We start from the raw sequence: 25897 nt of genomic DNA on the forward strand, positions 1-25897 counted from the left end.
TCGCCCGCGTAGGGTCCAGGACTAATTTGACCCGCTTTGTGTGCCAACGTACCAGGGTCTGTCGGCTTCGTCTGACCAGGCCTAGCTGATGGCGGTTGTCGCCGATTCTCTCGCGGTAAGGTCGTGACTGGAGTTCGATGAAAACCCCGCCAGCTTGCTGGTGCAACCCAATGAATTGTGCGCCGGCGGCGTTCGCAGCGATACTTTTATCGCTGCCTGGCGCCGATCTGGGCGCGCCAGGTTTTGACGGAGAGACAGCTTGCGGGCGATCAGGCTTCCGGCAGTGTCGATAGCGGGCAGTTTCGGCGCGAGTGCGGCAACGTGGGTGTTGCTGCAACAGTTCGCCGTGCGAGGCCTCGTGGCGATCAAATTCCTCGCGATCGGCCGCATGCTCGGGCCGGCGGCGATCGGCAGCGTGAGCGTGGCCTTGCTCGCGGTCGCGATTGCCGAAGCGCTGTCCGACACCGGGCTCGCGCAGGCCGTCATTCAAGGCGAGCATGCGCCCACCCGTCCGCAACTCGGCGCGGTATGGACCACGCTGACCGCGCGCGGCGTTCTCATCTCTTTGCTGCTGGTCGCGCTTGCGCCGCTGCTGAGCAGTCAATTCCATCTGAACGGTTCGCTCGTGCTGATACAACTGGCCGCTTTGCTGCCGTTGTTGCGCGGGCTGGCTTCGCCGACCTACTACGTAGTGCAGCGCGAGCGTCGCTTTCAGCACATTGCCGGTGTCGAAGTGGCGGCGTCGTTCGTCGATTGCACGGTGGGACTGGCGCTCGCGTATTTCGGCGCGGGGGCGGCTTCGGTGCTGATCGGACTGGTGGCCGGCGAAAGCCTGAAGAGCACGCTGACCTGGGCCACCATGAAACCGCGTCCGCCGATTCGCGCGGTGTGGTCGGGCATCGGTCACTATGTCGGCTTCAGCCGCTGGATCTGGGCCAGCAGCGTGATCAATCTGTTGCTCAATCAGTTCGACAAGGTGGTGGTCGGCAAATTGCTCGGGCCGGCGCAACTGGGTGGCTATCAGATGTCGTCGCGGCTCGCGCAGATGCTGCTCGCCGACGCGGCGATCGCCATGTCGCAATACCTGTTTCCCACCTTCGCGGCGCACCACCGGCGCAATCCGCAGGCCGCGTCGCGCGTTATCAAAATCTATCTGCTGGCGATCGCGATGGGATTGACCGCGTTCGTCATGCTGCTCAGGCTGATCGCGGAGCCGCTGTTCTCGCTGATTCTCGGCGCGGCCTGGCTGCCCGCGGTGCCGCTGTTCCGGATCCTCGTGATCAACATGGCGATCGGTGCGCTGATCGCCGTGCTGGTTGCGTATCTGCGCGCGGTGGGCGATGCGAAGGCGACCGTGCATGCGTCGGCGATTCAGGTCGTCGTGCTGCTGGTGAGCGCGCCGCCCGCGGTACATTGGTGGGGCGTGACGGGCATTGCCTGGTCGATGACGCTCGGCCTCGGCTGCGCCGCGGCGTGGATGCTATTCAGGACGCTGACTGCAAGGACGTCGTGATGCGTGTTTTTCATCTGGTGCTTGCGCCACGCTTATCGGGCGCGGAAGTCCTGGCGAAGGACCTCGCGCTCGACCAGTCCGCCGAAGGAATGGCGGTGTGCGTGGCGTCGCTGTTGCCCGCGCATGCCGATTTCGCTTCGTTGCGCGAGGAACTGCAGAGCCACGACGTGCAGTGCTGGTTTCCGCGCCACCGGCATGGCTTGCCCATCAAGCTGTGGCAGTTGTTCCTCGCGGTGCGACGCTTTCGTCCGGATGTGATCTTCGCGCATGCCACCATTCCGTCGTTTTACGCGCGCGCGTTGCCGCTGCGCGTGCCGGTCGTGTATGTCATGCATTCAGCGGGCAACGACTTCGAGCGGCCGCTGTTCCGGCGCGTCGAACATATCCTGAAGGGGCGCGCACGCGTGGTGATCGGCGTGTCGCAGCAGGGCGTGACCGATTACGTGAAGGCCATCGGGCCGCATCCTTCGATGACGGTCGTGCCGAACGGCGTGGATCTCGCGCGGTTTTCGTTTACGGACAGCGTGGCGCGCAGCGATTGCGCGCCGCAAGTCGTGCAGATTGGCCGCTACACCGCCGTGAAAAATCAGCTGCTGACGGTGCGCGCGTTCAGCGAAGTGCTCAAGCAGGTCGACGACGCGCGCCTCGTGTTTTACGGCGTGATCGAAGACCCCGCGTATCAGGGCGAAGTGGTCGCGCTGGCCGACCAGCTCGGCATCGGTGAGCGTGTGGTGGTCGCCGGGCCGCGTACCGACGTGGCGCGTGTGCTGTCGGAGTCGAATGTGTTCGTGATGCCGTCGCGGTCCGAGGCGCATAGCGTGGCGTTCCTCGAAGCGTTGGCCTCCGGCGTGCCGATCGTGGCGAACCGGATTCCGGCCTTCGCGTTCGCGAACGGCTTTCCGAACGTGCAACTGGTCGATACCGACGACCTGCGCTGCTACGTCGACGCCGTGGTCGCCGCGCTGGGCCAGGCGCGGGCGCAACGCTCGCTCACCGGTCTGACGCTCAGGGATACGGCGGCGCGCTACCGGGCGATCGCGCAGCAGGTGAAGCTTGCGGTGTCGACGCGGTAGCGTGCGGCGCGCGGGCGAATGTCGGTCTGCATGACGCGGCTTCGCGCGGATAGTCTTGCGATGCCTTGCGCGATCAATGGTGATTGTCCAGCGGTGTATCCGGCACGGGATCGGGTACGGACGGCGCCGGCAGCGTGAACGCCGGCTCGGACTCGCGCGCGGCGAGCATCACGAGACGCTGCGCTTCCTTGCTGCTCGAGTCGATTTGCAGCGCACTGCCGGCGCTATGGCGCACACAGGTCCAGCGCGCGATCGTGCCGCAACTTCGCGCGAGACTCAGCAAGGCGTCGCGTTGCTGTTCGCGCGTGTTGAGCGTGGAGCGCATGTTGAGGGCGTCGCGATTATCCGGTTGCACGGCGATCGCCGCAGCCAGTCGCGCCCGGGTCGCCGACAGATTGTTCTGCTGAAGATCGAAGCGCGCGGCCTTGATATGCCGCGAGACGTCCGAGCGCGATTTATCCGGCGAGTTGCCGCCGGAGCTGCTGGAGTTGCTTGCCGTGCGCAGGGTGTCCGGTGCGGCGGCCGCGACGCGGCGCGGTGCGGGCAGCGGCGGATTGGCCGGCGGTAGCGGCGGCAAGCGCACGGCCGCGGCGCGCTGCGAGGCGATGACCGTGGGTCGTTGGGTGGTCGGGACGCGCGGGGCGGCGGCGACGGTCGCTCGCGGTTCGCCGGTTGCGGTGGAGCGTTGCGGGGTGGCGGCGGGTGCGCGTTGGGCGGTGACGATCGCAGGGCGCTGCGTAGTCTCATTCACAGGACGCTGGCCGGTGGCCGCGGGGCTATGTTGAGAGGCGACTATCGCAGGGCGCTGCGCGGTCTCGGTTGCGGTTGCAGTTGCGGCGTGCTGGGTGGTGACCTGAGGACCATGTTGAGCAGCGACGACGGTAGGACGCTGTGTCGTCGCGGTCGTGGCTGACGCCGGGCGCTGCGCGGTGACCACCGGCGCATGCTGGGCCGCAACCGTCGTGGACCGCTGCGCTGCCCCGGCAGTCGATCGATTCGCCGGCGGCACGGCGGGATGCTGAACCACCGCAATCGGCGGCACGTCATTTTGCGTCTTGACCTTGCCCGAGACGCCGATTGGTGTCCCGACACCCGAGTCGCTGCTATGGATAAAACCTAAATACACCGCGGACGCCACCACCAGTACCGAGCCGCTCATCACCAGCGACTGGCGTAATCGCTGATGCGGTGGCGCGGCGACCACGGGTTCCTCTATGACGTCATAGGGATTGGCCAGCGCGCGCGACGAAGGGCGCCAGATTCGGCGCGCGGGCAACCGCGCGTCGAGGGTCGATGGAGGTGGGTCTAACGGAATCTTTAAAGGCGGAGGCGGCGCCGGATGCGCGTCGAGCGTGTCGACCGGATGCGCATGGCACGAAGGACAGCGCGTAAAACGGCCGCTTAGCAGCTCACCGCAGTGGCCGCATCGGGGATAGTCCTGCTGATCGGAAGTAATGTCGCTAAGCATTGCCGTTTCGCAAAAGGGCGTCGAATACCGGCGCCACAATCAAGGAAAACAAGGCTCCGCAGCGAGGCGTGCAAGCAGGGTTACTGTGTGACGACGTAACCCCTTGCCTGCATGCACGCACCATACGCGGCCCAATACTGTGTCATCGGCGGCTCGGGCGCCGGCAGCGGCGGCAGCTTCACGCCCGAGGCCGCAGCGACCTCCGTTGCGCTCGCCGCGGCGGTTGCCGAGGCGCCATTGTCCGCACTTGTGGCCGATGCCGGATTGGCGGCCATCGCCGTCGCGTTCGAAGCAGACGTGGCCGCCGTCGCGTTGGCTGAACTCGCTGGATTGGCTGCGTTGCCTGCTTTGGCACCTGACGCGCCCGCCGCGGCTGCCGCAACCGGTGCGCTGGCGCCAAGCGTGCTCGCGGGCATGCCGATACCGGGCGGCGTGGCCGAGAAGCTGCTGGGCGGCAACGGCGGCCGCGAAGGCACACCAGTCGATGAGGTCTTGTTGACGGCCGGATGGCGCGGCGGAATCTGCGATTCGTGCGCGATGTTGATTTTGGTTTGCTTGTTCGCCGCCGCATAGCAGGTCGCGGTGTCGATGCTGCGCTGATAAGGGCTCTGACTGCGAATGGGATAGACCAGCGGCTGCCATCCGAAAGCAGCACTGCTAAACACCACAAGCGTCACTAGAATATAAGTTTTGATTTTCATCGCAGTCGCTCCCGCAGCGATGTTTCGCCCTTCGCAGGCAATCGCGCTTCGCGGTATGTTCTGATGGCTGCTGATTCTGCCGCTGAACGGCGGCTCAATGCCGCGAAGGCTGCTTTCCTGAGCGTAGCACCTCGGGCTATCGGCACCATGTGCCGTATAGCGCGCGAATACGCCATCCTGCAGTCGATTCAAGACAGATTGGTGAGAGCGCGTGACAAACCGCGCGAAATGCCAGGGACAATCCCTAGCCGACGCGAGTCTCTTATTGGAAGGTCGCGCTGATCGACAATTCGACCGCGTTGCCTTTCGGCCGGTTCTCTACTTCGAATTCATTGACCCAGCGCAGCGACGCGGACACGGGAGTTTTGCTGACCTTGCCGGACCACGACACCATTGGGCCGATACCCACCGAATGACCGCGCGAGCCACCGGTCAATTCGGCGAGACCGCCCGTGTCGTTGCCCAGTTGCTGAATGTAGCCGCCGATCACGCCGATCCCCCAGCCACCCGAAAATCGTTTCACGGCCATCAGGTCGAGGACGCTGAGCGGCGCGTTGTGATAATGCGTGTCGCTATTCGCGGTGTAGAACTCGATCCCATAGTTCACCGACAACTCGATGTTCTGCGCGGGAATGAGCTTGGTGTAGGCCAGCGTCGGAATGAAGGTCCACGTGTTCTGTCCGGCATTGGCGAGCCGGTTCGGGTTATAGGCGCCGGTCGGCGCATACATCTGCACGCTCAGCGCGATGTGATCGGTCTTGCTCAGGTGGTAGCCCGCCACCACCGGCGTGAAGAACAGGTCGCTGAACTGCGTCGCGGTGTCGTTCGGCAAGCGTCCGTGAAACGACGACACGTCGGTGTACTGAATCGGCACGCCGAACGACGACGCGAAATTCCAGCCACCCGCGGTAATGCCCCAGGTCCGGATCGCGTTGATCAGGTTGTACGAGATGTCGTAGTTGATCCCGGCCGTGACGGTGCCCGCGATTGGAATGCTCTTGCTCGCGCCGAGCGAACCTTCGTAATAGATCGACGTGATGGACACGATCCAGTCGGCGGTAGGCGGCACGACGCCGGCGTACGGCGTGACCTGCATCCCTGTGATCGGGCGGCCGATGCCGCCTTCCGTCGCCATCGAACTGTGCGAGGCGCCGAGCGCGCAGGTCGCGATCGCGATACGAGTGGCGCGGGATTGCCAGGACCGAACGTTGTGCGCTTTCATTCGACCACCTCGTTAGCTCGGGCGTTGTTACTCTTTTCGCGGGACCGGAAAGGTCCAACCGCCGTTGAACACCGACGCATCCGGACCGTAGATTCGCGCGATGACGTCGTAGGCGCCCTCCGGCGCGGGCAGCCAGTTGGACTCTTTGTCCGGCCCGGGCGACGCATGCTGAACGTAGATATCGAGCGAACCGTCGGCGCCATATTGAAGACCTTGAGTCCGGTCGCCGATCGAATACCGGTGAATCGGATTCGCGACCAGGTGACGAGCCGGCAAGTCGTACATGGTCATCGACCAGAAGAACCTGGCCGGCGGCAGATTCTGCTTGTCGAAATGAATCACATAAGGTTGCGAGCCCAACAATTGCTGATGATCGGCGCCCAGACGGGTGCCGACGTACACCGCTTCTTCCTTCGTATTGCCGTAGATCCCCATCGCGGCCGCCACCGCGCGCTTCGTGTAATTGCCGCCGAGATCATGGCGCGCGCCGAACAGATCGAATGAACTCGTGGTCTGCTTTTCCGCGTCGGCGAGCGCGGCTTTGCCGTCCGCGACACCGGCTTCGAGCGCGGCGCGCTGGTCCGGCCGCAAGGCGGCGGCATCGAACGGCTTGCCCGGTGCAATGCCGATCGTCGCGAATCGCTGCATCAACTCGATTTCGGTGGGATCGACCGGCTGCGTGAATTGCAGCAGGAAATTCAGGTAAGCGATGAAGTCGATCGAGGTCGCCTTCGCTTCGTCCCATGGGGGAAACGAGAGCTTCGGCACCGATGGAGGCGGCGCGCTGTGCTCGAATGCGGAGAGCGGCGTAAGCGCGTAGCCGCGCTGGATCGCCTGCAGGTTCTTCACGTCCGCGGGTCCAAGCAGCGCGGTGCGGCCCAGCGTGACGATGAAGTCCGTCTCCGACCGAAAGACCTTGTCGATACCTTTGGGGGTTTCGCCATGCCAGTTCGGCCCAGCGAATAGATAGTGCCCCGCGCCGTCGCCGGTTGTCCTGGACCCGACGTACGCGAAGTTGTAGGTGAACAGATCGATCCACTGGAACACGTAATAGCGTTTGTCGGGAATGGCGGGCACGCTCAACACCCACGGCTCGCGGCGCAGATCGAGCCACGCCCAGGAGTAGGGCGTGTCGTTATTCGGCGTGACGATGTCGGTGTTCTCCGGGCCATAAGGGCGCGAATAGTTGCGGAACCGGCCAAAGCCGCCGACATAGGATTTCGATCCGGGATCGACGGCCTGTTCCACCATCGTCTTGTAGTTATAGAGCATCGGATACGCGTAGAGGAACGCGTCTTTGGCGATGCTGCGCGCGTCGGCGGAAGAGGCCGTGAACGCGGCGGAGGAAGCGGCGCCGTTGCTCTGCGCGTCCACCGGCGAAGTGAATGTCAGCGCGAGTGCCGCGAATACGCCCACTGCAAGCAAAGGACGAAACCTCATTTTTCACGCCTCGCGGATTGTTGTGGCTATGTGCGGAACGTGGAGCAACAACCGTGTTACGAATTGTTTTGAAAGGCTAGCAAACCTATGGCCTTTGACAAGGCGGATTTTGTAACAGCATTGGCCCGCCGGTTCGATGAACGGGGCGATATTGCCTGGCGGGACCGATAGCTTTCGACCTGAAAGCCATGAGCGGAATTGATCGAATCAAACAAAAAACATCAATTCTCATCAGCTTTTGTTCGACCCACAATGGCTCACCCATCGGCAAGCAGCAACCGGCCTTCGTTGCGGTGAGTTCCCCTGAACAGAGTGGCCAAGTCGATTTGCCCCGCAATCCAGATAAACCATTTAGTTAGTAATAGAAATCAAGTGCTCAACCGGCCATCTCACCCACCGTCAATCCTCACGCTTACTTCAAGGAAAATAACCATGCGTGTTCGTCATTCCCGTCACCAGGCCGCGCGTGCCGCTCTCGTTGCGATTACCGGGCTGCTGCTGGTTTGCCCGGTATCCGCACGCGCCGCCGATACCGAACTCAACGTCTACAACTGGTCGGACTACATCGCGAAGGACACGATTCCGAACTTCGAAAAACAATCCGGCATACATGTGCGCTACGACAACTACGATAGCGACGACACGCTGCAGGCAAAACTGTTGGCCGGAAGTTCGGGCTTCGACGTGGTCGTGCCGTCGTCGAACTATATGGCGCGACAGATTCAGGCCGGCATGCTGCAGAAGCTGGACAAGGCGCAAATGCCGAACCTCAGGAATCTCGATCCGGTGCTGATGAAAATGATCGCGGATGCCGATCCGGGCGCGCAATACGGCGTGCCCTGGGCGTACGGCACCGACGGTATCGGCTACAACGTGCAGGAAGTGAAGAAGGCGCTGGGCGACAACGCGCCGGTGGACAGTTGGGCGCTGGTCTTCGATCCGGCGAACGTGTCGAAATTGAAGAGCTGTGGCGTGTCGTTCCTCGATCAGGCCGCCGATGCCTTCGCGACCGCGCTGCAGTATCTGCACAAGGATCCGAACAGTTCGAACCCCGGCGACTATCAGGCCGCCTTCGATCTGCTGAAGCAAGTGCGGCCGTACATCACGCAGTTCAACTCGTCGGGCTATATCAACGACCTCGCCAATAACGATGTTTGCGTGGCAATCGGCTGGTCCGGCGACGTGGGCATTGCGCGGCGGCGTGCGGCCGAGGCGAAGCGCTCGTACGAGATCCGCTTTTCGAACGTCAAGGAAGGCGGCTTGCTCTGGTTCGACGTGATGGTGATCCCGAAAGATGCGCCGCATCCCGAAGCGGCGATGAAGTGGATCAACTATATCGAAGACCCGAAGGTCAACGCGGCAATCACCAACGAGGTGTTCTATCCGACCGCGAACCGTGCCGCGCGGCCGTTCGTCAGCCAGGTTGTATCGCAGGATCTGAGCGTGTATCCAGGCGACGACGTACTCAGCAAGATGACGCTGATGAGGCCGTTGCCGATCGATATCGTGCGCTTGGAAAACCGCCTTTGGGCGCAGTTGAAAGCCGGCCGCTGAGCGTCGCGCCGTATGAAGCCGTCGCCGCGCTAACCCTTCTCTCGCGCCGCTAGTGCGCGAGAGCAAACGAGAGCGTGACCTTTCCCTGATCGCAGCAGTACCGAAACCGATTGCGAGCCGCCTGGCGCGCCTCGCGGGGGAACGCTCGCGCCTGCGTCCCGCGAAAGACCGGGCTCGCGACGGCCAACGCCTCAACAAATTAATCGCACTACAACAAACGAGGAGACTTTGCGTGAGAAAGAAACTGATTGGTCTGCTGGTGGCGGGCTGTCTGCCCGGCGTCGCGCTGGCGGACACCACGGCCGACCAGATCCGGGCATTGCAGGCACGCCTCGATGCGCTGCAAAAAGAGGTGAAGCGGTTGCAGTCGCAACCACCGGCCGCGCCGGTAGCTGCCGCGCCCACGCCGGCATCCGCACCGGTCGACGTCTCATCGTCCGCCTACGGGCAGGCGCAGGCGACGCTCACCAACGACGACGTCACGTCGATGAAGCAGCAACTCGCCGTTCAAACACTGAAAGTGAATTCGCTCGAAGACGCCGCGAACACCGGCCCGATCGCCGGTCTCTCGGTCACCGGTTATATCGACCCGACTTACGTGTATAACCGCGCGCAAGGCAGTTCCTCGTTCCTGTTCGCGAATCACACCAGCACCGGCGGCTACTTCAACAGTACCTTCGGCGACGTGTACCTCGACATCAAGAAGACTTTCGGCGTCGGGCCGATGGCGCCGTCGGCGGAAATCACGCTGATGCCGAATCGCGGCAACGGCATCACGTTGCTGCAGAACGAGCATGGCCAACTCGGCAACGACATTCTGAACACGGCGGTGCTCAGCGTGCCGCTGTCGGGCACGACGACGTTCGTCGCGGGCCTCATGTCGAGCTTCGGCGGCTATGAAGTGCAGCAGTCGAACCAGATGCTCACGCTCACCCACAACCTGCTGTACGACTTCTCCGATCCGGGCAGCTATATCGGCCTCGGCGCGAACTACGCAAAGGGCAACTGGGCGTGGAAGTTCCTGCTCGGCAACGAACAGTACCGGACCAACGGCGCCATCACGCAGACCGGCACCAATGCGCTCGGCGACCCGATCACGACCAGCAACAAGGTGCCGACCTTCACGGCGCGCGCGGACTATACGTGGTCGAGCGCGCTCGATATCGGCGCGTCGTTCAACATCGGCCGGCAGACCTTGCCGAGCGCGATCAATCCGACGACCGGCGCGGTCAGTTATGGCGTGAGCGGCCAGGCGCCGCGTGGTTTCGGCACGTTCTTTTTCTCCGAAGCCGACCTGACCTATCTGCTCGCCGACGTGCAATACAACGTCGAACTCGACTACGGCCAGCAGCAGAACGCCGCCTTCAACGGCGGCCAGGCGCAGTGGTACGGCGTGTCGCTGCTCGCGCATCGCAAGTTCAGTGTGCCGGGACTCGGGCGGATGGGCGCGACGCTGCGCTACGACTTCCTCGCCGATAGCAAGAACGGCGGCGGTGGCGGTGGGGTGGCGCTGAATGGCCAGGGGCGCGATCCGTACAACGGCTTCGGCGTCAGCGCCGACTGCATGGCCAATGCGCAGGCGAACGGCGGTCTGGGCTTGCAGTGCAAGGGCTCGAATCGTCAGGACGTCGCGCTCGATCTGCTGTTCTTCCCGACCGCGCAGATCACGGTGAAAGTCGAGTATCGCCACGACTGGGCCAACAACAAGGTGTTCTTGCGCAACGACGGTTCGTACAGCCGTTCCAACGACCTGCTCGCCACGCAGTTTATTTACTCGTTCTAGCGCGGTATGACGCAGTGTCATGCCGTGCTTCGTGGGCATGACGCTGCGACAGACCGAATCGGTTGACTCATAGCTCATGGAGATGCGATGAAAGACAAAAGCACCGAACTGCCGTGCGTGGCGCCCATTCACTCGCCGTTGACACGCCGCGGCTTTATCAAGGGATCGGCCACGCTGCTCGGCGTGTCGCTGATGGGCACGCTGGCGGGTTGCGGCGGCGCGGATTCGCCGTCGAGTCCCGCTGCGGACCGTGCTGCGGCGCGCTTATCGGCGAACGGATTGCCGAATCAGTCGGCGTACCTGCTGCCCGCCGAAAACGCTTCGCATACGGCCACCTATATGGCCTTCGCGTCGGGTTCGGAAGGGATCTGGACGCCTGTCACGTCGCGGAGCACGGATGCGGGTATCGACCGCGTGCGCGCCGATCTGATGGACGTGGCGAAAGCGATCGGCACGTATGAGCCGGTCAACATGCTGGTGCTGCCGGTCGACCTGAGCGTCGCGCAGAGTCTGCTGGCGACGGCGAGCGGCGCCAATCCCGACATCCACGCCAACTACGTAACGCGCGGCACGGGCGTGGGCGGCGTCAATCTGATCGCGCTCGCCAATGGCTTCGACGATCTGTGGACGCGCGACACCGGTTGTCTCTTCGTCAAGGACACGGCAAACGGCAACGCACTGTGCGCGGTGAGTTTCAACTTCAGCGGCTGGGGCAACGCAAATACGGACGGCTTGAACCTCAACGCGGGGATGACGGTCCCGGCTTCGGTCGCGGCGAGCAGCAATAAGTCGAAGGCGGGCAAGTTCTTCCAGCCGTTCGCGAAGGATCACACGTTGGCAAGCTGGATGGCGAACGCGAACAACGCGACGCTGGTGCAGAGCACGCTGACGCTCGAAGGCGGCGCAATCGAATTCGACGGCGAAGCCACGGCGATTCTCACGGAATCCGCCGTGCTGCACGTGAATCGCAACCCGCAACTGTTCTCGATTCCGAATGGCGTGGTCGCCAGCGCGACGCTTCTGCCCACCGCGAAAGACACCGTGCTGGCCGAACTACAACGCACACTCGGCGTGCAGAAAATCATCTGGATTCCCGGCACGGCGATCTTTCCGCGCGGTTGCGGCGCCGGTGGAAAAGGCGGCGCCGCGACGCCGGCCAAGGAAACCGACATCACTAACGGACACGTCGATTTTTACGCGAAGTTCCTCGCGCCCGGCGTGGTCGCTTATTGCTACGACGCGTCGAATTCCATGGGCGAGCGGGCACTGACCGAAGCCAACTGGCAGCATCTGAACAATCAAACGGATGCGAGCGGCAGAACCTTGCAACTGATCGAACTGACCACGCCCGCGAACTACGGCACCTCCAACGGCGTGACCTTGAACGACAGCCAGTTGACCAACTTCGCGGCCGGCTACGTCAATTTCTACACCTGCAACGGCGCCATCATCATGCCGAAATTCAACGACGCCAACGCCGATGCCACCGCACTGGCGGCGATCCAGCCCTACGCGGGCTGGCGCGACATCGTGCAGGTGGACATTCTGGGGATTGCGTCGGGCGGCGGCGGGATTCACTGCACGACGCGGGAACTGCCCGCGTGACGTGAGCGGGCCGGCTGCGCTGCCGGGACGGGCTAGACCTCGAGCCCGCGGCCGGGGTCGGCCTGCTTGCCCTGTGCGAGCAGCCAGTCATACATTTGCTCGACGAAAGACGAGCGCGACGGCCCGGCCACGCGCGACAGCCACCACGTCATGCCCGGCAAACGCGGGTAGTCGGCGAGCACGGTCAACGTGCCCTGATCGATGCTGCCTTGCGCGACCAGCCGCGACAGGCAGGCAATCCCACGCCCACGCAATACGGCGTCCAGCACCAGGCGCTGGTCGTCGTAGATCGCGTTCATGCGAAACGCCGACAACTGCCCGCGAAAAATCGGCGCGGTGCTCTCGCTGGTGAGGTTTTCTTCCAGACAGATCAGGCCCGTGTGCAGATGATGCTTGGCGCGCGGCACGCGTGCGAGTTTCTCAGCCAGTTCGGTGGCGCACACCGTTACCCATTCGTCCTGCAGGAACGGCACTTCGAGCAGGCCCGCCTGCTGCATGGGCCGCGCGCCGATCGTCAGATCGACGTCGATCTCATCGACATAACGCGCGCTTTCGTCCGTGGAGAGCAGCGGGCACAGGTCCGGGAGCATCTGTTGCAACTGATCGAGGCGCGGTTGCAGCCAGCCGTGCAGCACCGGCGCGGGACACACCAGCACGACCAGCCCAGGGTCCAGATACGTGGCGATCCGGCCGAGGCCGCTGCGCAGCGTTTCCATTGAGCGTTGCACGCTTCGCTGCAGTACCTCGCCCGCGACCGTCAATTCCACGCCGCGCCCGATGCGGCGAAACAGCGGCTGCCCCAACTGTTCTTCCAGTTGCTGGATCTGATGGCTGATCGCCGATTGCGACAGATGCAGTTCGTCGGCCGCGCGCGAGAAATTGCCCAGCCGCGCGGCGGCTTCAAAGCCCATCAGCAACTTCAGGGACGGGACACGTTGCATGGAGATATGAGAAAAATTGATTGATAAGAGCAAGAAAGATCATTTTTCATCAAGTGTAACCCGTATCACAATGGCTCACCACCTAACGACGGAGATAGCAGGATGAGTCGCTTTGACGCTCGCCGAGACGGCTACCGGATGCCGGCTGAATGGGAAACGATGCACACCACCTGGTTGGGCTGGCCGATTCTGGATGGCCGCGAAGACGTGTGGGGCAGTCACTACCGGAAGGTTTGCCGGGAGTTCGCGCTAGTGGCGCAGACGATCGCCCGCTATCAGCGTTGCGTGGTGACCGCGCTTCACAGCGAAGCGGATGCCGCGCGCGAATTGCTGGGCAGCACGGTCGACGTGCTCGCGGTCGCCGCGGAAGACAACTGGCTGCGCGACTGCGGGCCGATTTTCCTGGTCGGCGAGCATGGCCAGCTGGGCGCCGCCGCGTTCCGCTTCAATTGCTGGGGTGAGAAATACCAGCCGTACGACGGCTGCCAGCAGGTTGCGCAAGACATCGCCCGAGCAGCCAGCGCGCGGATCTTCAACTCGCACATGGTGCTGGAAGGCGGCGCGTTTTACGTCGACGGGCAGGGCACGCTAGTGACCACGGAAAGCTGCCTGCTGCATCCGAACCGCAATCCGCACATGAGCCGCGCTGAAATCGAAGCCGAACTCAAGCGCATGCTGGGCGTGGAGAAAATCATCTGGCTGCCCGGCAATCCGGACGAAGTGGAAACCAATGGGCACGTGGACGGCATTGCGTCGTTCATCGCACCGGGCAAGATGCTGTGTCAATCGGCGAGTCCGGTGCAGGGCGATTACTTCCAGGTGATGCGCGAGAATCGCCGCGCGCTGGAACTCGCCACCGACGCCGCCGGCCGCCGCTTCGAACTGATCGATCTGCCGTCGCCGATCGTCAGCGAACGCTACGGCTCCGAGCGCTACTGTGATTGCTACGCGAACTACATTCTGGTCAATGGCGCGGTGATCTCGACCGCGTTCGGCGTGGAGCAGGATCAAGCCGCTCGCGAGGTGTTCGCGCTGGCATTCCCCGAGCGGCGCGTGGAGTTGCTGCCGATTCCCACCTTGTCGATCGGCGGCGGCAGCATTCATTGCTCGACGCAGCAGCAGCCTGCCGTTACCGTTGTTTGATCCAGACCGAAACCGATTGAAGGAACTGATATGGCGTCGCGAAACATCACCGTAGCGTCGGTGCAAATGGCATCGGGCAGTTGGACCTTTGAAGACAACATGGCCACCGCGGAACGTCTGATCCGTGCGGCCGCCGCGCAGGGCGCGAATCTGGTGCTGTGCCCCGAGCTTTTCATGATGCCGTACTTCTGTCTGGATCAGAACGTGAAGCATCTGGAGCTGGCCGAGCCGTTCGAAGGCAATGCGCGGATTGCGCGCTTCGCGAAACTCGCGGGTGAACTGGGCATCGTGCTGCCGATCGGTTTCTTCGAGCGGGCCGGCAACGCCGCCTACAACTCGGTCGCCGTCGCCGATGCCGACGGCAAGGTGCTCGGCGTGTATCGCAAGACGCACATTCCGGACGGCCCCGGCTATACCGAGAAGTTCTATTTCACGCCGGGCGACACCGGCTTCAAGGTGTGGGACACGCGCTTCGGCAAGATCGGCATTGGCATCTGCTGGGACCAGTGGTATCCGGAAACCGCGCGCAGTCTCGCGCTGATGGGCGCGGAAATTCTGTGTTTTCCGACCATCATCGGGTCCGAGCCGTTCAGCGGCGATTTCGATTCGGCGGCGCACTGGCAGCGCACCATGCAAGGCCATGCGGCGGCCAACATGGTGCCGGTGGTGGCGGCCAACCGGATTGGCCGTGAAGTCGGTTTCGGCAACGGCAATCCGCAACAGCAGGGACTGACCGGCGTGTTCTACGGGTCGAGTTTCATCGCGGATCACACCGGCGCGAAACTGGCCGAAGCCAATCGCACGGACGAAACGATTCTGTTGCACACGTTCGATCTCGACGCGATTCGCGCGGATCGACAGTCGTGGGGTTTCTTCCGCGATCGCCGCCCGGAAATGTATCGCACGCTGCTGACCAGCGACGGCGCATCGTCCTGCTATCGCTAAGGAACCGGTGATGAAAAAGCATTGGCTTCCCGCATTCGCCGGTCTCGGACTTTCTCTCTGTTTCCTGGCGGGGCAAGCACACGCCGAGGAAGAGAAAGTACTGAACCTGTACAACTGGAGCGATTATTTCGCACCCGACACCCTGTCCGAATTCCAGAAGGAAACCGGCATCAAGGTTCGTTACGACGCGTACGACAGCGACGAAACCTTGCAGTCCAAGTTGCTGACCGGCGACAGCGGCTACGACCTGGTCTGGCCGACCAACGACTTCATGGCGAAGCAGATTCAAGCCGGCGCGTTTCGCAAGCTCGACAAGACCCGGCTGCCGAACCTGAAGTATCTGGACCCCGCATTGTTGAAACTGATGGCGCAGTCGGACCCCGGCAATCAGTACGGCGTGCCGTATATGTGGGGGACGGTGGGCGTGGGTTATGACCGCGCGAAGGTCAGCGCTATTCTCGGCAAGGACATGCCGGCCGATAGCATGGACCTGGTGTTCAATCCGGCGATCGCGTCGCGGATCGCCGCGCATTGCGGCATCGGTCTGCAGGACTCGGCGAGCACGGTGCTGCCGCTCGCATTGCGCTACGTGGGCCGCGATCCGGTGAATCCGACCGCGCAAGACTATGCCGTCGCGCAGACCATGCTGCTGAAAGTGCGCCCGTCGATCCGTCTGTTCGTCGATTCGGCGAACGCCAACGAGTTGATCGACGGCGAGCTATGCGTGATGGTGGGTTACTCCGGCGCGATCAACCTGGCCGCGCAGAAGGCGCGGCAACTGGACAGCAAGCGCGACATCGTCTACGACATTCCGAGCATCGGCACGCTGATGTGGTTCGACGGCATGGTGATTCCGAAGACCGCGAAGCATCCGGACAACGCGCAGGCGTTTATCAATTACATCCTGCGGCCCGACGTGGTGGCGAAGATTTCCAATGCGACGCGTTACGCGAATGCGAATCTCGGCGCGCTGAAATTGATGGACCCGACGCTGGTCAATAATCCGAGTATCTATCCGAGCGAGCAGAAGAAGCGGACGTTGTTTACGCCGGTGGTCGAATCCCCTGCCACCGCGCGCCTGGAAGGCAGACTCTGGCTTGGCCTTAAAGCCAGCAAGCCTTGACGTTCGGGCGGCGCATCACGTTTTACCGATTTGCACGAGGTGTTTTACATGACGACAAGACGTCATTTTCTGAAACGGGGGCTGTTGGCCTCGAGCGGCGCGCTGCTTACCGGCGCGCTGGGTAGCGGCTTCAGCCAGCTCGCGTTCGCGCAGAGCGAAAGCTGGCATATGCCTGACGAAGGTGGCACGCATGCCGCGACCTGGATGGCGTTCGGTCCCAGTGAGGACATCTGGGGCGGCAAACTGCTGCCCGTGGTGAGAGCGAACCTGGCGGGCATCGCCAAGGCCATCGCGGCGCACGAGCCGGTCAAAATGCTGGTGCGCGAGGAAGACCACGAGATCGCCGCTCGCCTGTGTGGCGCGTCGGTCGAACTGGTGCCGCAAGGCATTGATGATTTGTGGATGCGCGACACCGGCCCGGTGTTCGTCAAAAGCGCAACCGGGCAGCTCGGAGCGGTGGGCTTCAACTTCAACGGTTGGGGCAATAAGCAGGAACACGAGCAGGACGCGGAAGTCGCAAAGTTCGTCGCGCATCGCACCGGCGCGACATTTGTCGAGACACGGTTGGTGCTGGAGGGCGGCGGTATCGAGGTGGACGGCGAGGGCACGGCCATCATCACTGAGAGCTGTGTGCTCAACGCCAACCGCAATCCGGGCGTCAGCAAGGCGCAGTGCGAGGCGGAATTGTCGCGGCTGCTTGGGGTGAAGAAAATTATCTGGCTGCCGGGCATTGCGGGCAAGGATATTACCGACGGCCATACCGACTTCTACGCGCGCTTCACGAGCCCCGGTGTCGTGGTGGCCGGGCTCGATCCGGATCCGTCTTCGTACGATCATGCGGTGACCCAACGCAATCTGGAGATCCTGCGCAAAGCCACCGACGCGAAGGGCCGCGCGCTGAAAGTGGTGGTGCTGCCGGGGCCGTCCACCGTGCGTCGCAAGTATGAGAACGATCAGTTCGCGGCCGGGTACATCAACTTCTACGTGTGCAATCACGCGGTGATTGCGCCGCAGTTCGGCGACGGCAAGGCGGACCGCAATACGCACGATATTCTCGTCGACCTGTTTCCCGGTCGCGACTTGATTCAACTCGATATAGACGGCGTGGCGGCCGGCGGCGGGGGCATTCACTGCACCACGCAGCAACAACCCGCCTGATTGTCCTCGCGAGCCGCCGCGAAAGTGCGGCGCGTTCGTGATCGTCTTCATGGTCGAATTCTTCGACCGTTCATTGATCTGGCTTTCCTGACGATTGACCATATGCCGTGGAGTCATGTCCTGGCAGGGCGGACTGTCGGCGGTCGTTTCGCGTCGGCGAAACATCGCCGCGTCGTTGAGGGGAGGCCGCAAGTCGTAACAGGTAAAGAGTCATGGCAAAAAGCAAACGCAATCAGGCGTCGAACGCAACGGTTCGGCGGACGCCGGTGACGCGTCGCGGTTTTATTAAAAGCTCCGCGTCGTTGCTGGGCTTCTCGCTGGTGGGCACGCTGGCGGCTTGCGGTGGCGGCGGTGGCGGCGATACGTCGTCTCCTTCTTCGTCGGCATCGACGTCTTCCTCGACCTCTTCACGGACCCCGCCGGCCGCCAGCCAGATGCCGTATCTGATGCCGGGCGAGGACTCACCGCATACGGCGACGTACATGGCGTTCGCATCAGATGCCGACGGCATCTGGGCACCGCTCACCGCGCAGAGCACGGACGCGGGCATCGACCGGGTTCGCGCCGATCTGATGGACGTGGCGAAAGCAATCGGCACCTATGAAGCGGTCAACCTGCTGGTGTTGCCGGTCGATCTGAGCGTCGCGCAGACTCTGCTGGCAACGGCAAGCGGCGCGAATCCGACGCTCCACGCGAACTATGTGGCGCGCGGCGCAGGCGTGGGTGGCGTCAATCTGGTCGTGCTCGCCAATGGCTTCAACGATCTCTGGACGCGCGACACCGGCTGCGTTTTCGTTAAGGACACGAGCAACGCCAACGCATTGTGCGCGGTGAACTTCAACTTCAACGGCTGGGGCAACGCGAATACGGACAGCGTGAATCTCAATCCAGGGATGACGGTGCCGGCCTCGAGCGCGGCGAGCAGCAACAAGTCGAAGGCGGGCAAATTCTTCCAGCCGTTCGCGAACGATCACACGCTGGCCGCGTGGATGGCGCGGACGAACAACGCCAAATTACTTTCAAGCACGCTGACGCTCGAAGGCGGCGCCATCGAATTCGACGGCGAGGCCACGGCGATTCTCACGGAATCCGCGGTGCTGCACGTCAATCGCAACCCGCAGCTCTTCGCGATCCCGAATGGCGTGATTGCCAACGCGACCCTGTTGCCGACCGCGAAAGACACCGTGCTCGCCGAATTGCAGCGCACGCTGGGCGTGCAGAAAATCATCTGGATTCCGGGCACGGCGGTTTATCCGCGCGGCGCGGGTGTGGGCGCGCAAGGCGGCGCCGCGACGCCGGCGAATGAAACCGACATCACGAACGGACACGTCGATTTCTATGCGAAGTTCCTCGCGCCGGGCGTGGTCGCGTATGCGGCCGATCCCGCCAATGCAACGGCTGAGCAGGCGCTGATGGCCGCCAACTACCGGAACCTGGCGGGCCAAACGGACGCGAAAGGACGGCCGCTCACATTGATTCCGCTGAATGCGCCGACCCGCTACGGCACGTCGAACGGCGTGACGCTAAGCGACAGGCAGATGACCAACTTTGCCGCCGGCTATATCAACTTCTACAAATGCAATGGCGCGATCATCGTGCCGAAATTCAACGACGTCGCGGCGGATGCGGCCGCGGTCGCGACTATCCGTCCGTACGCGGGTGCACGCGCGATCGTGCAGGTGGATATTCTCGGCATTGCGTCAGGCGGCGGTGGCGTGCATTGCTCGACGCGAGAACTGCCCGCGTAGAAGTTCTCGACTGCAAACAGAAGCGGAGCGCGCTGAATGAATCCGAATGCGCGCTCATTTCACCGCGGGCGGCAGGGGTGAATTGTTCGCGACATAAACCCACGCCGACACACCCGACGCCAGCGTCACCTTGTCGCGCCGATAGTCCGAAACTTCGTAGGCATCCGCATGCGCCAGTTCTGCGGGCGTGATCGAAAAGACGGTACCGCTCACTGTGTCCGTGGGATTGCCGCTGTAGCTCACCACCGGGTGATGCGTCTTGCCGCTGGTCGCGACGACGCTCGCGTCTTCGATCTTCAGCAGGGTCAACGAGAAGCCTGGCATGTCGTCCGCCTCGCCGTCGAGTTTGCGGCCGAAGGTGGCTAACTGCACCGCTTCGAGTTGCAGCGTGCCGTAGGAAAAGAGCTTTTCGGAAAAGGTCATGGCAGTGCGACGTCATGCAACGTCGGTCATCAAGTAGGACAGCAATCTTACCGTGACGAAAACGAACGTGGACATCGCGCGGGCCTCTCGCTATATTCGGAAAGATATAACCGGAGAGAGCGGATGGACACATCAGCGAAGCAGGCCGTCGGCAGCAAGTATGTGCTCAAGTCGATGAAATACGCGCAGCGCAGAACGTGGGAGGTCGTCGACCAGCTCGCGCAGCGGGTGCGGCCTGGCATGCTCGAATCGGAAGCAACCGCCGAATGCAAGACCGTGTTGAGCGAACTGGGCATGGACCGGATCTGGCACCCCGTGCTGGTGCGTTTCGGGGCGAACACGTTGAAGATGTTCAAGGAAGGCTCGGACGGCGACCCGCGCCTCGCCGAAGACGATATTTTCTTCGTCGATCTGGGCGTGGTGTGGGACGGTCACGAAGGCGACGCGGGCGCGACCTTCGTGGTCGGCAACGATGCGGAAATGAAAGCGTGCGCCGACGCCGCGAAAACGCTGTTCGACGAAGTCGAGCATCACTGGCGTTCGACGCGCGCGAGTGGCGCGGCGCTATACGATTTTGCGGCGCAGCGCGCCGAGGCGCTCGGCTGGCGGTTGAACCTGGATATCAAAGGGCACCGCGTTTGCGACTTTCCCCATGCGATTTACAAGGCCGGTAACCTCGGTGACTTCGCGGAGTGTCCGGACGCCGGGTTGTGGATCCTGGAAATTCAACTGGCTCATCCGACGCGCCCGTTCGGCGCGTTCTACGAGGATTTGCTGGTCTAAAGCGTGTACGGCCGCGCATGGTGCGCTGATGCACTAACGCACTAACGGAGACGTTTTGTCAGACTGCGAGCGTCGTCGGCACGCTGGCCGCCGTGGGCAGTTCGAAATAAAACGTCGTGCCCGTTGCCGGCTGATCGAGCAACCGGATGCGACTGTGATGCAATTCCAGCATGCGCCTGACGATCAACAAACCGAGTCCACCGCCTTGATGCGCACCACCGGCGTTGAACGGCCGTTCGAATAGCGCGTCGCGCTGTTCGACGGGAATGCCGGGACCGGTATCGCTCAGTGTGACCGCTACCTTGCTGTCCTTGTACGCGAGAACGACCTCGACGCTACCGTGCGCGGGCGTGTGGCGAATCGCGTTGTCGAGCAGGTTCGTCAACACCCGTTCGATCATCCCCAGATCGGCGCAGATCGCCGGCAAGCGCGCGGGAATGTCCGCGCGTAACTGGATCTGCCGCGCCTCGGCCGACAACTCGAATTTCTGGAACACGTCCTGCACCAGATCGACCAGCGAGAACTGTTCGAGCGTGAGTTGCACGTTGCCGTGTTCGAGCCGCGCCAGCTCGAATAACGACTGCGCGAGCCGCCCCACTTTCACACTCTGCGCAAGCGCGATTGCCAGATAGCGTTTGCGCTCCGTCTCGCCGAGCGCGTCGGCCTTCAGCGATAGCGTCTCCAGATAGCCATGCAGCGAAGTCAGCGGCGTGCGCAGGTCGTGCGAAATATTCGCGATCAATTCGCGACGCTGCTGATCCTGGCGTGTCAGCGCACGCCACTGCTCGCCGATGCGGTCCGCCATCTGCGCGAAGGTCGCTTCGAGCACGGCGATTTCGTCGCGCCGTCCCGCCGGCGACGAACGCGGCACGTGTGGCTGCGTATCCGGCTCGCCGTCCGCGTCGAAGCGGCGCATCGCGTCGGTGAGGCGGCGCAGTGGCCGTGTGATCAGACCGAACGCCGTCAGACCTGCCAGCAGACCCAGCAGCGCGACTAGCGCCATCGACCACAACGTAGTGCGCAACACGGAACTGGCGGCCACCCGCGCGGCCAGCGCGTCGTGCTCTTCGCCGAGCAACACCACGTAGATATAACCGGACGGTTGCTGCCCGCTCAATTGCAGCGGCGCCGCGCTGAATACCTTTCTACCGTCGAGGCTGCGCGGATCGTCGCCGAGAATCGGTAACGCGTCGCCGGCGATGAATTGCCGGATGGGCGTGAGATCGACCCGTTCGCGTTTGACGTGGCCGGCGGGCGCGTCGTCGCCTTTGATATTGCCGGCGTTGTCGAGCAGATACACCTCGACGCTCGGATTCACCGCCATCAACTGACCGAACAATTGCCGCACGGCGTCGGGCCGCAAACCGTTCGCGTCCATCAGCGTGGCGCGGTGCGCGATATGGTCGGCCAGACTCTTCGACAGGCTCTGCACGACTTCCTTTTCATGCAGATCGCTCGAGCGGATCTGCAGCCACGCCGACGCCCCGCAGCACGCGAGCAACAGCGCGGAGAAGACGATGGCGAGCCGTTGGGTGAGCGTCAGATTCACGGCGTGTCCGTTCGTGAAGGTGCGGGCGCGGGCGACTCGCCCGGTGCCGCGAGTTTGTAGCCGCGGCCCCACACCGTCATGATGCGTTCGGGCTGCGCCGGATCGGCCTCGATCTTGGCGCGCAGCCGGTTGATGTGGGTGTTCACGGTGTGTTCGTAACCCTCGTGCTGATAGCCCCAGACGGCGTTGAGCAGATCCATGCGCGAGAACACCTTGCCGGGATGCTGCGCGAAGTAGTACAGCAGGTCGAATTCGCGCGGCGTCAATTCGATCGGCTTGCCGTCGACGCGAGCTTCACGCGTCAACGGATCGATCGTCAGGCCGGCAATCTGCAGGCTGCCGGCGTCGATGCGCGAATCTTTCGCCATCGCTTCGACGCGCCGCAGCAAGGCCTTCACACGCGCCACCAGTTCGAGCACCGAGAACGGTTTGGCGAGGTAGTCGTCGGCGCCCAGTTCCAGACCGAGAATCCGGTGCACCTCGCTCGAACGGGCGCTGGTGATGATGATGGGCGTGTAGCGCGTCATCGCGCGGGCGCGCCGGCAAATTTCCAGACCGTCGACGCCCGGCAGCATCAGATCGAGGATCAGCGCGTCCCAGCCGCCTTGTTCGAGCAGCCGCAGCCCTTCGTTGCCGTCCGCGCTATGCACGACTTCGTAACGTTCGTCGCGCAGATGCAGACTCAGCACGTTGGCGATATCGACGTCGTCTTCGACGATCAGGATGCGTTTCGGATGGTCCATGGGGTTCGTGGAGGCTAGTGAAACGCCGAGTGGGCGTGCCCTGACGGGTGGAAAGGAAAGGGCCGCCGCAAGGCGGGCCGTTTGCGCCATTGTGCAAAATTTCCGGGCGGCGAGTTATCACATTTAATTTAACTTTCCGTGAGGACTTCGACACCGCTGGCGCACTACGATGCCGTCATCTTCCTCAAATCCGGACCGTTTCAGCCTGAGCCCCTGAACTGAACGATCCACGAACCACGCCCGGAACCGACATGTTACTCATCGTTCTCGCTTATCTCGGCGGCGCCCTGACGATCCTCAGCCCGTGCATTCTGCCGGTGCTGCCGTTCGTGTTCGCGCGCGCCGATCAGCCGTTCGTGCGCAGCGGCCTGCCTTTGCTCGCCGGCATGGCGCTGACTTTCGCGCTGGTCGCAACGCTCGCCGCGGTAGGTGGCGGCTGGGTCACGCAGGCCAACCAGTATGGCCGCTGGGTCGCTATCGTGCTGCTCGGTGTGTTCGGCCTGACGCTGCTGTTCCCGCGCTTCGCCGATCATCTGATGCGGCCGCTGGTCAGCGCGGGCAATCGCCTGTCGAACTTCGCGCAGGCCGACGGCCAGCAGGTGCGGGCGGGGTCGTCGTTCCTGCTGGGGATTGCGACCGGCTTGCTGTGGGCGCCGTGCGCGGGTCCGATTCTCGGTCTGGTACTGACCGGCGCGGCCTTGCGCGGCGCGAGCGTCGGCACCACGTTGCTGCTGGTGGCTTATGCGGCCGGCGCGGCGACGTCGCTGGCGGTGGCCTTGCTGATCGGCGGCCGGGTGTTCACGGCGATGAAGCGCTCGCTGGGCGCCGGCGAGTGGATTCGCCGCGGGATTGGCGTGGCGATGCTGGGCGGGGTGGTGGCGATTGCTTTCGGCCTCGATACCGGGGTGCTGGCGCGGGTGTCGACGGTGGCGACCAGCGGGCTTGAGCAGAAGCTGGTGGATAAATTTTCGCCGACCGCAAAGCCGGGTCAGCCGGTAGCGGCCGATAACGCGAGCAATGCCGCTAATACCACGAACGCCGACGCGCAAGGCAACGGGCCCGTGATGACGGCCAACGCAGCGGCCTCCAACGCGTCCGCCGACGCGTCCACCGACGCCAACGGCGGCGGGATGATGCGCGCCGTGGTGGCGCCGTCCGTCGCCACCGCCTTGCCCGTGGAGGGCGTGCTGCCGACGTTGAACGGCGCGGTCCAATGGCTGAATTCGCCGCCGCTGACCGTGCAGGATCTGCGCGGCAAGGTCGTGCTGATCGACTTCTGGACCTACTCGTGCATCAACTGCCTGCGTTCGCTGCCTTACGTCAAGGCTTGGGCGCAGAAATACAAGGATCAGGGGCTGGTCGTGATCGGCGTGCATGCGCCGGAGTTCGCGTTCGAACGCAACGTCGACAACGTCAGGAAAGCCGTGCATGACCTCGGCGTCGACTATCCGGTGGCGATCGACAACAACTACGCGATCTGGCGCTCGCTGAACAACCAGTACTGGCCGGCGCACTATTTCGTCGATGCGAAAGGGCAGATCCGCTATCACCACTTCGGTGAAGGCGACTATGCCGAATCGGAAAAGGTGATCCAGCAACTGCTCACCGAGGCGGGTCACGCGAACGTGTCGAAGGTCGCGCTCGGGATCCCCGGCAACCGCGCGCAAGGCGTGCAGGCAGCAGCCGACAACGCCGACATGCAGTCGCCGGAGACGTACATCGGCTATGAGCGCGCTGAGAATTTCGCGTCGCCGGGCGGCGCGGCCGAAGACAAGGTGCATACGTACGCTGCCCCGACCGCACCTGACGTCAACGAGTGGGGACTGGCCGGCGCATGGAAGGTCGGCGCCGAACACGCGACGCTTGCCGCACCTTCGGGACGGATCATCTACCGTTTCCATGCCCGCGATCTGCACCTCGTACTCGGCCCGGGTGCGGACGGCAAGCCGGTGCGCTTTCGCGTGAGCGTGGATGGCGCGGCGCCGGGCGCGGCACATGGCAGCGATGTCGCCGCCGACGGCAGCGGCACCGTGACCGAACAGCGTCTTTATCAACTCGTGCGGCAGAGCGGCGACGTCGCGGATCACACGTTCACGATCGAGTTTCTGGATCCGGGCGTGCAGGCGTTTGCATTCACATTCGGCTAAGCGGGCCGGACGGCGTTAATCAATCTTTCATTCCTTGAAGGCTGGACATCATGCATACGAAATCGAGCAGTCAGTCGCCGTCCTTGTCGCGCAAGCGCTCGCCGTTGAGCGCACTGGCGATGTGCGCCGCGTTGGTGGGGAGCGTGTTCGCGGTGCAACACGTCGCGCATTCCGCCGAACCGGTGACTAAAATTCCGGCACCCGTACAGGACGAAAAGGCCGGCGCCGCGCATAGCGAAACCGCGGTGTTCGCAGGCGGTTGCTTCTGGGGCGTGCAGGGCGTGTTCGAACACGTGCGCGGCGTGAAGCAGGTGGCGTCGGGTTACACCGGCGGCGCGGCCGGCACGGCGCAATACGAAACCGTCAGCGAGGGCGACACCGGGCACGCGGAGTCCGTGCAGATCACCTACGACCCGACGCAGATCAGCTATGGCCGTCTGCTGCAGATTTTCTTTTCGGTCGCGCACGATCCGACCGAGCTGAATTATCAGGGCCCCGATCACGGCACGCAGTATCGTTCGGCGATTTTCCCCGCCGACGCGCAGCAACGCGGCGTCGCGCAGGCCTATATCGCGCAGCTGGACAAAGCGCATGTGTTTTCAGGTCCGGTCGTGACCCGTGTGGAAGACTTCAAGGGTTTCTATCCGGCGGAGAACTATCACCAGAATTTCCTCGCGCTGCATCCGGATTACCCGTATATCGCGATCAACGATATGCCGAAGGTGACGGCGTTGAAGAAGCTCTTTCCGGATCTGTATCGCAACGATCCGGTGTTGTTGAAGGTGGGTGCGTAAGGCGGGCACTACGAGCGACGCATGACGTTGCGCGCCGGCTC

21 protein-coding genes are annotated in these 25897 nt (G+C 63.2%); 13 read left to right on the forward strand and 8 right to left on the reverse strand.

Annotated features, from left to right (window positions below):
• The first annotated feature begins 259 nt into the window (after nt 1–259).
• Together B0G83_RS10640 and B0G83_RS10645 are read left to right on the forward strand one after the other, a co-directional pair.
• Nucleotides 260–1513 carry an oligosaccharide flippase family protein gene (locus B0G83_RS10640; RefSeq protein WP_105507391.1) on the forward strand — a complete coding sequence of 418 codons (1254 nt, stop codon included), beginning with the start codon at nt 260–262 and terminating at the stop codon, nt 1511–1513.
• Entirely contained in the window at nt 1513–2586 is a 1074-nt protein-coding gene (locus B0G83_RS10645; RefSeq protein ID WP_105507392.1) for a glycosyltransferase, read from the forward strand. The genes B0G83_RS10640 and B0G83_RS10645 overlap by 1 nt, the downstream gene beginning before the upstream one ends.
• A 73-nt stretch (nt 2587–2659) precedes the next feature.
• Here the strand turns inward: B0G83_RS10645 and B0G83_RS10650 are convergent, their stop codons facing one another.
• From B0G83_RS10650 to B0G83_RS10665, 4 genes are all read right to left on the reverse strand, one after another.
• Nucleotides 2660–4054: a hypothetical protein gene (locus tag B0G83_RS10650; RefSeq protein WP_146120199.1), complete on the reverse strand. Its 1395-nt coding sequence runs from the start codon at nt 4052–4054 to the stop codon at nt 2660–2662.
• A gap of 80 nt (nt 4055–4134) precedes the next feature.
• Entirely contained in the window at nt 4135–4755 is a 621-nt protein-coding gene (locus B0G83_RS39085; protein WP_105507394.1) for a hypothetical protein, read from the reverse strand.
• Nucleotides 4756–5017: 262 nt separating this feature from the next.
• Entirely contained in the window at nt 5018–5977 is a 960-nt protein-coding gene (locus B0G83_RS10660) for a transporter (protein WP_105507395.1), read from the reverse strand.
• Nucleotides 5978–6004: 27 nt separating this feature from the next.
• Nucleotides 6005–7417, reverse strand: coding sequence for a DUF1254 domain-containing protein (locus tag B0G83_RS10665; RefSeq protein ID WP_105507396.1), 1413 nt, complete (start codon nt 7415–7417; stop codon nt 6005–6007).
• Nucleotides 7418–7849: 432 nt separating this feature from the next.
• Between B0G83_RS10665 and B0G83_RS10670 the strand changes: the two genes are divergently transcribed.
• From B0G83_RS10670 to B0G83_RS10680, 3 genes are all read left to right on the forward strand, one after another.
• On the forward strand, nt 7850–8971 hold the full coding sequence (locus B0G83_RS10670; RefSeq protein ID WP_105507397.1) for a polyamine ABC transporter substrate-binding protein: 1122 nt from the start codon (nt 7850–7852) through the stop codon (nt 8969–8971).
• 232 nt (nt 8972–9203) lie between these two features.
• A complete protein-coding gene (locus B0G83_RS10675; protein WP_105507398.1) occupies nt 9204–10754 on the forward strand; it encodes a DUF3138 family protein in 1551 nt (516 codons plus the stop codon).
• A gap of 87 nt (nt 10755–10841) precedes the next feature.
• Nucleotides 10842–12359, forward strand: coding sequence for an agmatine/peptidylarginine deiminase (locus B0G83_RS10680; RefSeq protein ID WP_105507399.1), 1518 nt, complete (start codon nt 10842–10844; stop codon nt 12357–12359).
• Nucleotides 12360–12391: 32 nt separating this feature from the next.
• Here the strand turns inward: B0G83_RS10680 and B0G83_RS10685 are convergent, their stop codons facing one another.
• On the reverse strand, nt 12392–13300 hold the full coding sequence (locus B0G83_RS10685) for a LysR family transcriptional regulator (RefSeq protein ID WP_105507400.1): 909 nt from the start codon (nt 13298–13300) through the stop codon (nt 12392–12394).
• A 102-nt stretch (nt 13301–13402) separates the two neighbouring features.
• Here B0G83_RS10685 and B0G83_RS10690 point away from each other — a divergent pair, with 102 nt between their 5' ends.
• From B0G83_RS10690 to B0G83_RS10710, 5 genes are all read left to right on the forward strand, one after another.
• On the forward strand, nt 13403–14443 hold the full coding sequence (locus tag B0G83_RS10690) for an agmatine/peptidylarginine deiminase (protein WP_105507401.1): 1041 nt from the start codon (nt 13403–13405) through the stop codon (nt 14441–14443).
• A gap of 30 nt (nt 14444–14473) precedes the next feature.
• Nucleotides 14474–15388 (forward strand): N-carbamoylputrescine amidase, encoded by a 915-nt coding sequence (gene aguB / locus B0G83_RS10695; RefSeq protein WP_105507402.1) that lies wholly within the window; start codon nt 14474–14476, stop codon nt 15386–15388.
• 7 nt (nt 15389–15395) lie between these two features.
• Nucleotides 15396–16511 (forward strand): polyamine ABC transporter substrate-binding protein, encoded by a 1116-nt coding sequence (locus B0G83_RS10700; protein WP_374954908.1) that lies wholly within the window; start codon nt 15396–15398, stop codon nt 16509–16511.
• Nucleotides 16512–16559: 48 nt separating this feature from the next.
• Complete coding sequence (locus tag B0G83_RS10705) at nt 16560–17669, forward strand: agmatine/peptidylarginine deiminase (protein ID WP_105507404.1); 1110 nt, start codon at nt 16560–16562, stop codon at nt 17667–17669.
• A gap of 212 nt (nt 17670–17881) precedes the next feature.
• Nucleotides 17882–19417, forward strand: a complete 1536-nt coding sequence (locus tag B0G83_RS10710; protein ID WP_105507405.1) for an agmatine/peptidylarginine deiminase — start codon at nt 17882–17884, stop codon at nt 19415–19417.
• A gap of 54 nt (nt 19418–19471) precedes the next feature.
• Here the strand turns inward: B0G83_RS10710 and B0G83_RS10715 are convergent, their stop codons facing one another.
• Nucleotides 19472–19840: a gamma-glutamylcyclotransferase family protein gene (locus B0G83_RS10715; RefSeq protein ID WP_105507406.1), complete on the reverse strand. Its 369-nt coding sequence runs from the start codon at nt 19838–19840 to the stop codon at nt 19472–19474.
• A gap of 123 nt (nt 19841–19963) precedes the next feature.
• Between B0G83_RS10715 and B0G83_RS10720 the strand changes: the two genes are divergently transcribed.
• Nucleotides 19964–20623 carry a M24 family metallopeptidase gene (locus B0G83_RS10720; protein ID WP_105507407.1) on the forward strand — a complete coding sequence of 220 codons (660 nt, stop codon included), beginning with the start codon at nt 19964–19966 and terminating at the stop codon, nt 20621–20623.
• Nucleotides 20624–20681: 58 nt separating this feature from the next.
• Here B0G83_RS10720 and B0G83_RS10725 read toward each other — a convergent pair whose 3' ends face one another.
• Both B0G83_RS10725 and B0G83_RS10730 read right to left on the reverse strand, forming a co-directional pair.
• The gene (locus B0G83_RS10725; RefSeq protein ID WP_105507408.1) at nt 20682–22172 is read right to left on the reverse strand and encodes a HAMP domain-containing sensor histidine kinase; all 1491 of its coding nucleotides are present in this window, start codon (nt 22170–22172) and stop codon (nt 20682–20684) included.
• The gene (locus tag B0G83_RS10730) at nt 22169–22915 is read right to left on the reverse strand and encodes a response regulator transcription factor (RefSeq protein ID WP_105507409.1); all 747 of its coding nucleotides are present in this window, start codon (nt 22913–22915) and stop codon (nt 22169–22171) included. Before B0G83_RS10730 ends, B0G83_RS10725 begins: the two co-directional genes overlap by 4 nt.
• Nucleotides 22916–23166: 251 nt before the next feature.
• On the opposite strand from B0G83_RS10730, the gene B0G83_RS10735 reads away from it, so the two are divergent.
• Together B0G83_RS10735 and msrA are read left to right on the forward strand one after the other, a co-directional pair.
• On the forward strand, nt 23167–25062 hold the full coding sequence (locus B0G83_RS10735) for a cytochrome c biogenesis protein DipZ (RefSeq protein ID WP_105507410.1): 1896 nt from the start codon (nt 23167–23169) through the stop codon (nt 25060–25062).
• Nucleotides 25063–25181: 119 nt separating this feature from the next.
• Nucleotides 25182–25856 (forward strand): peptide-methionine (S)-S-oxide reductase MsrA, encoded by a 675-nt coding sequence (gene msrA, locus B0G83_RS10740; protein ID WP_258167872.1) that lies wholly within the window; start codon nt 25182–25184, stop codon nt 25854–25856.
• The last annotated feature ends 41 nt before the right edge of the window (nt 25857–25897 follow it).

The organism is Paraburkholderia sp. BL21I4N1 (assembly GCF_002973525.1).
Taxonomy (GTDB): Bacteria; Pseudomonadota; Gammaproteobacteria; order Burkholderiales; family Burkholderiaceae; genus Paraburkholderia.

What these genes read in the sequence shown, in the direction of transcription:
- B0G83_RS10710 (WP_105507405.1), top strand. Translation starts at nt 17,882, where the DNA reads ATGGCAAAAAGCAAACGCAATCAGGCGTCGAACGCAACGGTTCGGCGG.
- B0G83_RS10730 (WP_105507409.1), bottom strand. Translation starts at nt 22,915, where the DNA reads ATGGACCATCCGAAACGCATCCTGATCGTCGAAGACGACGTCGATATC.
- B0G83_RS10665 (WP_105507396.1), bottom strand. Translation starts at nt 7,417, where the DNA reads ATGAGGTTTCGTCCTTTGCTTGCAGTGGGCGTATTCGCGGCACTCGCG.
- B0G83_RS10650 (WP_146120199.1), bottom strand. Translation starts at nt 4,054, where the DNA reads ATGCTTAGCGACATTACTTCCGATCAGCAGGACTATCCCCGATGCGGC.
- B0G83_RS10715 (WP_105507406.1), bottom strand. Translation starts at nt 19,840, where the DNA reads ATGACCTTTTCCGAAAAGCTCTTTTCCTACGGCACGCTGCAACTCGAA.
- msrA (WP_258167872.1), top strand. Translation starts at nt 25,182, where the DNA reads ATGTGCGCCGCGTTGGTGGGGAGCGTGTTCGCGGTGCAACACGTCGCG.
- B0G83_RS10645 (WP_105507392.1), top strand. Translation starts at nt 1,513, where the DNA reads ATGCGTGTTTTTCATCTGGTGCTTGCGCCACGCTTATCGGGCGCGGAA.
- B0G83_RS10670 (WP_105507397.1), top strand. Translation starts at nt 7,850, where the DNA reads ATGCGTGTTCGTCATTCCCGTCACCAGGCCGCGCGTGCCGCTCTCGTT.
- B0G83_RS10660 (WP_105507395.1), bottom strand. Translation starts at nt 5,977, where the DNA reads ATGAAAGCGCACAACGTTCGGTCCTGGCAATCCCGCGCCACTCGTATC.
- B0G83_RS10735 (WP_105507410.1), top strand. Translation starts at nt 23,167, where the DNA reads ATGTTACTCATCGTTCTCGCTTATCTCGGCGGCGCCCTGACGATCCTC.
- B0G83_RS39085 (WP_105507394.1), bottom strand. Translation starts at nt 4,755, where the DNA reads ATGAAAATCAAAACTTATATTCTAGTGACGCTTGTGGTGTTTAGCAGT.
- B0G83_RS10680 (WP_105507399.1), top strand. Translation starts at nt 10,842, where the DNA reads ATGAAAGACAAAAGCACCGAACTGCCGTGCGTGGCGCCCATTCACTCG.
- B0G83_RS10720 (WP_105507407.1), top strand. Translation starts at nt 19,964, where the DNA reads ATGGACACATCAGCGAAGCAGGCCGTCGGCAGCAAGTATGTGCTCAAG.
- B0G83_RS10690 (WP_105507401.1), top strand. Translation starts at nt 13,403, where the DNA reads ATGAGTCGCTTTGACGCTCGCCGAGACGGCTACCGGATGCCGGCTGAA.
- B0G83_RS10705 (WP_105507404.1), top strand. Translation starts at nt 16,560, where the DNA reads ATGACGACAAGACGTCATTTTCTGAAACGGGGGCTGTTGGCCTCGAGC.
- B0G83_RS10685 (WP_105507400.1), bottom strand. Translation starts at nt 13,300, where the DNA reads ATGCAACGTGTCCCGTCCCTGAAGTTGCTGATGGGCTTTGAAGCCGCC.
- aguB (WP_105507402.1), top strand. Translation starts at nt 14,474, where the DNA reads ATGGCGTCGCGAAACATCACCGTAGCGTCGGTGCAAATGGCATCGGGC.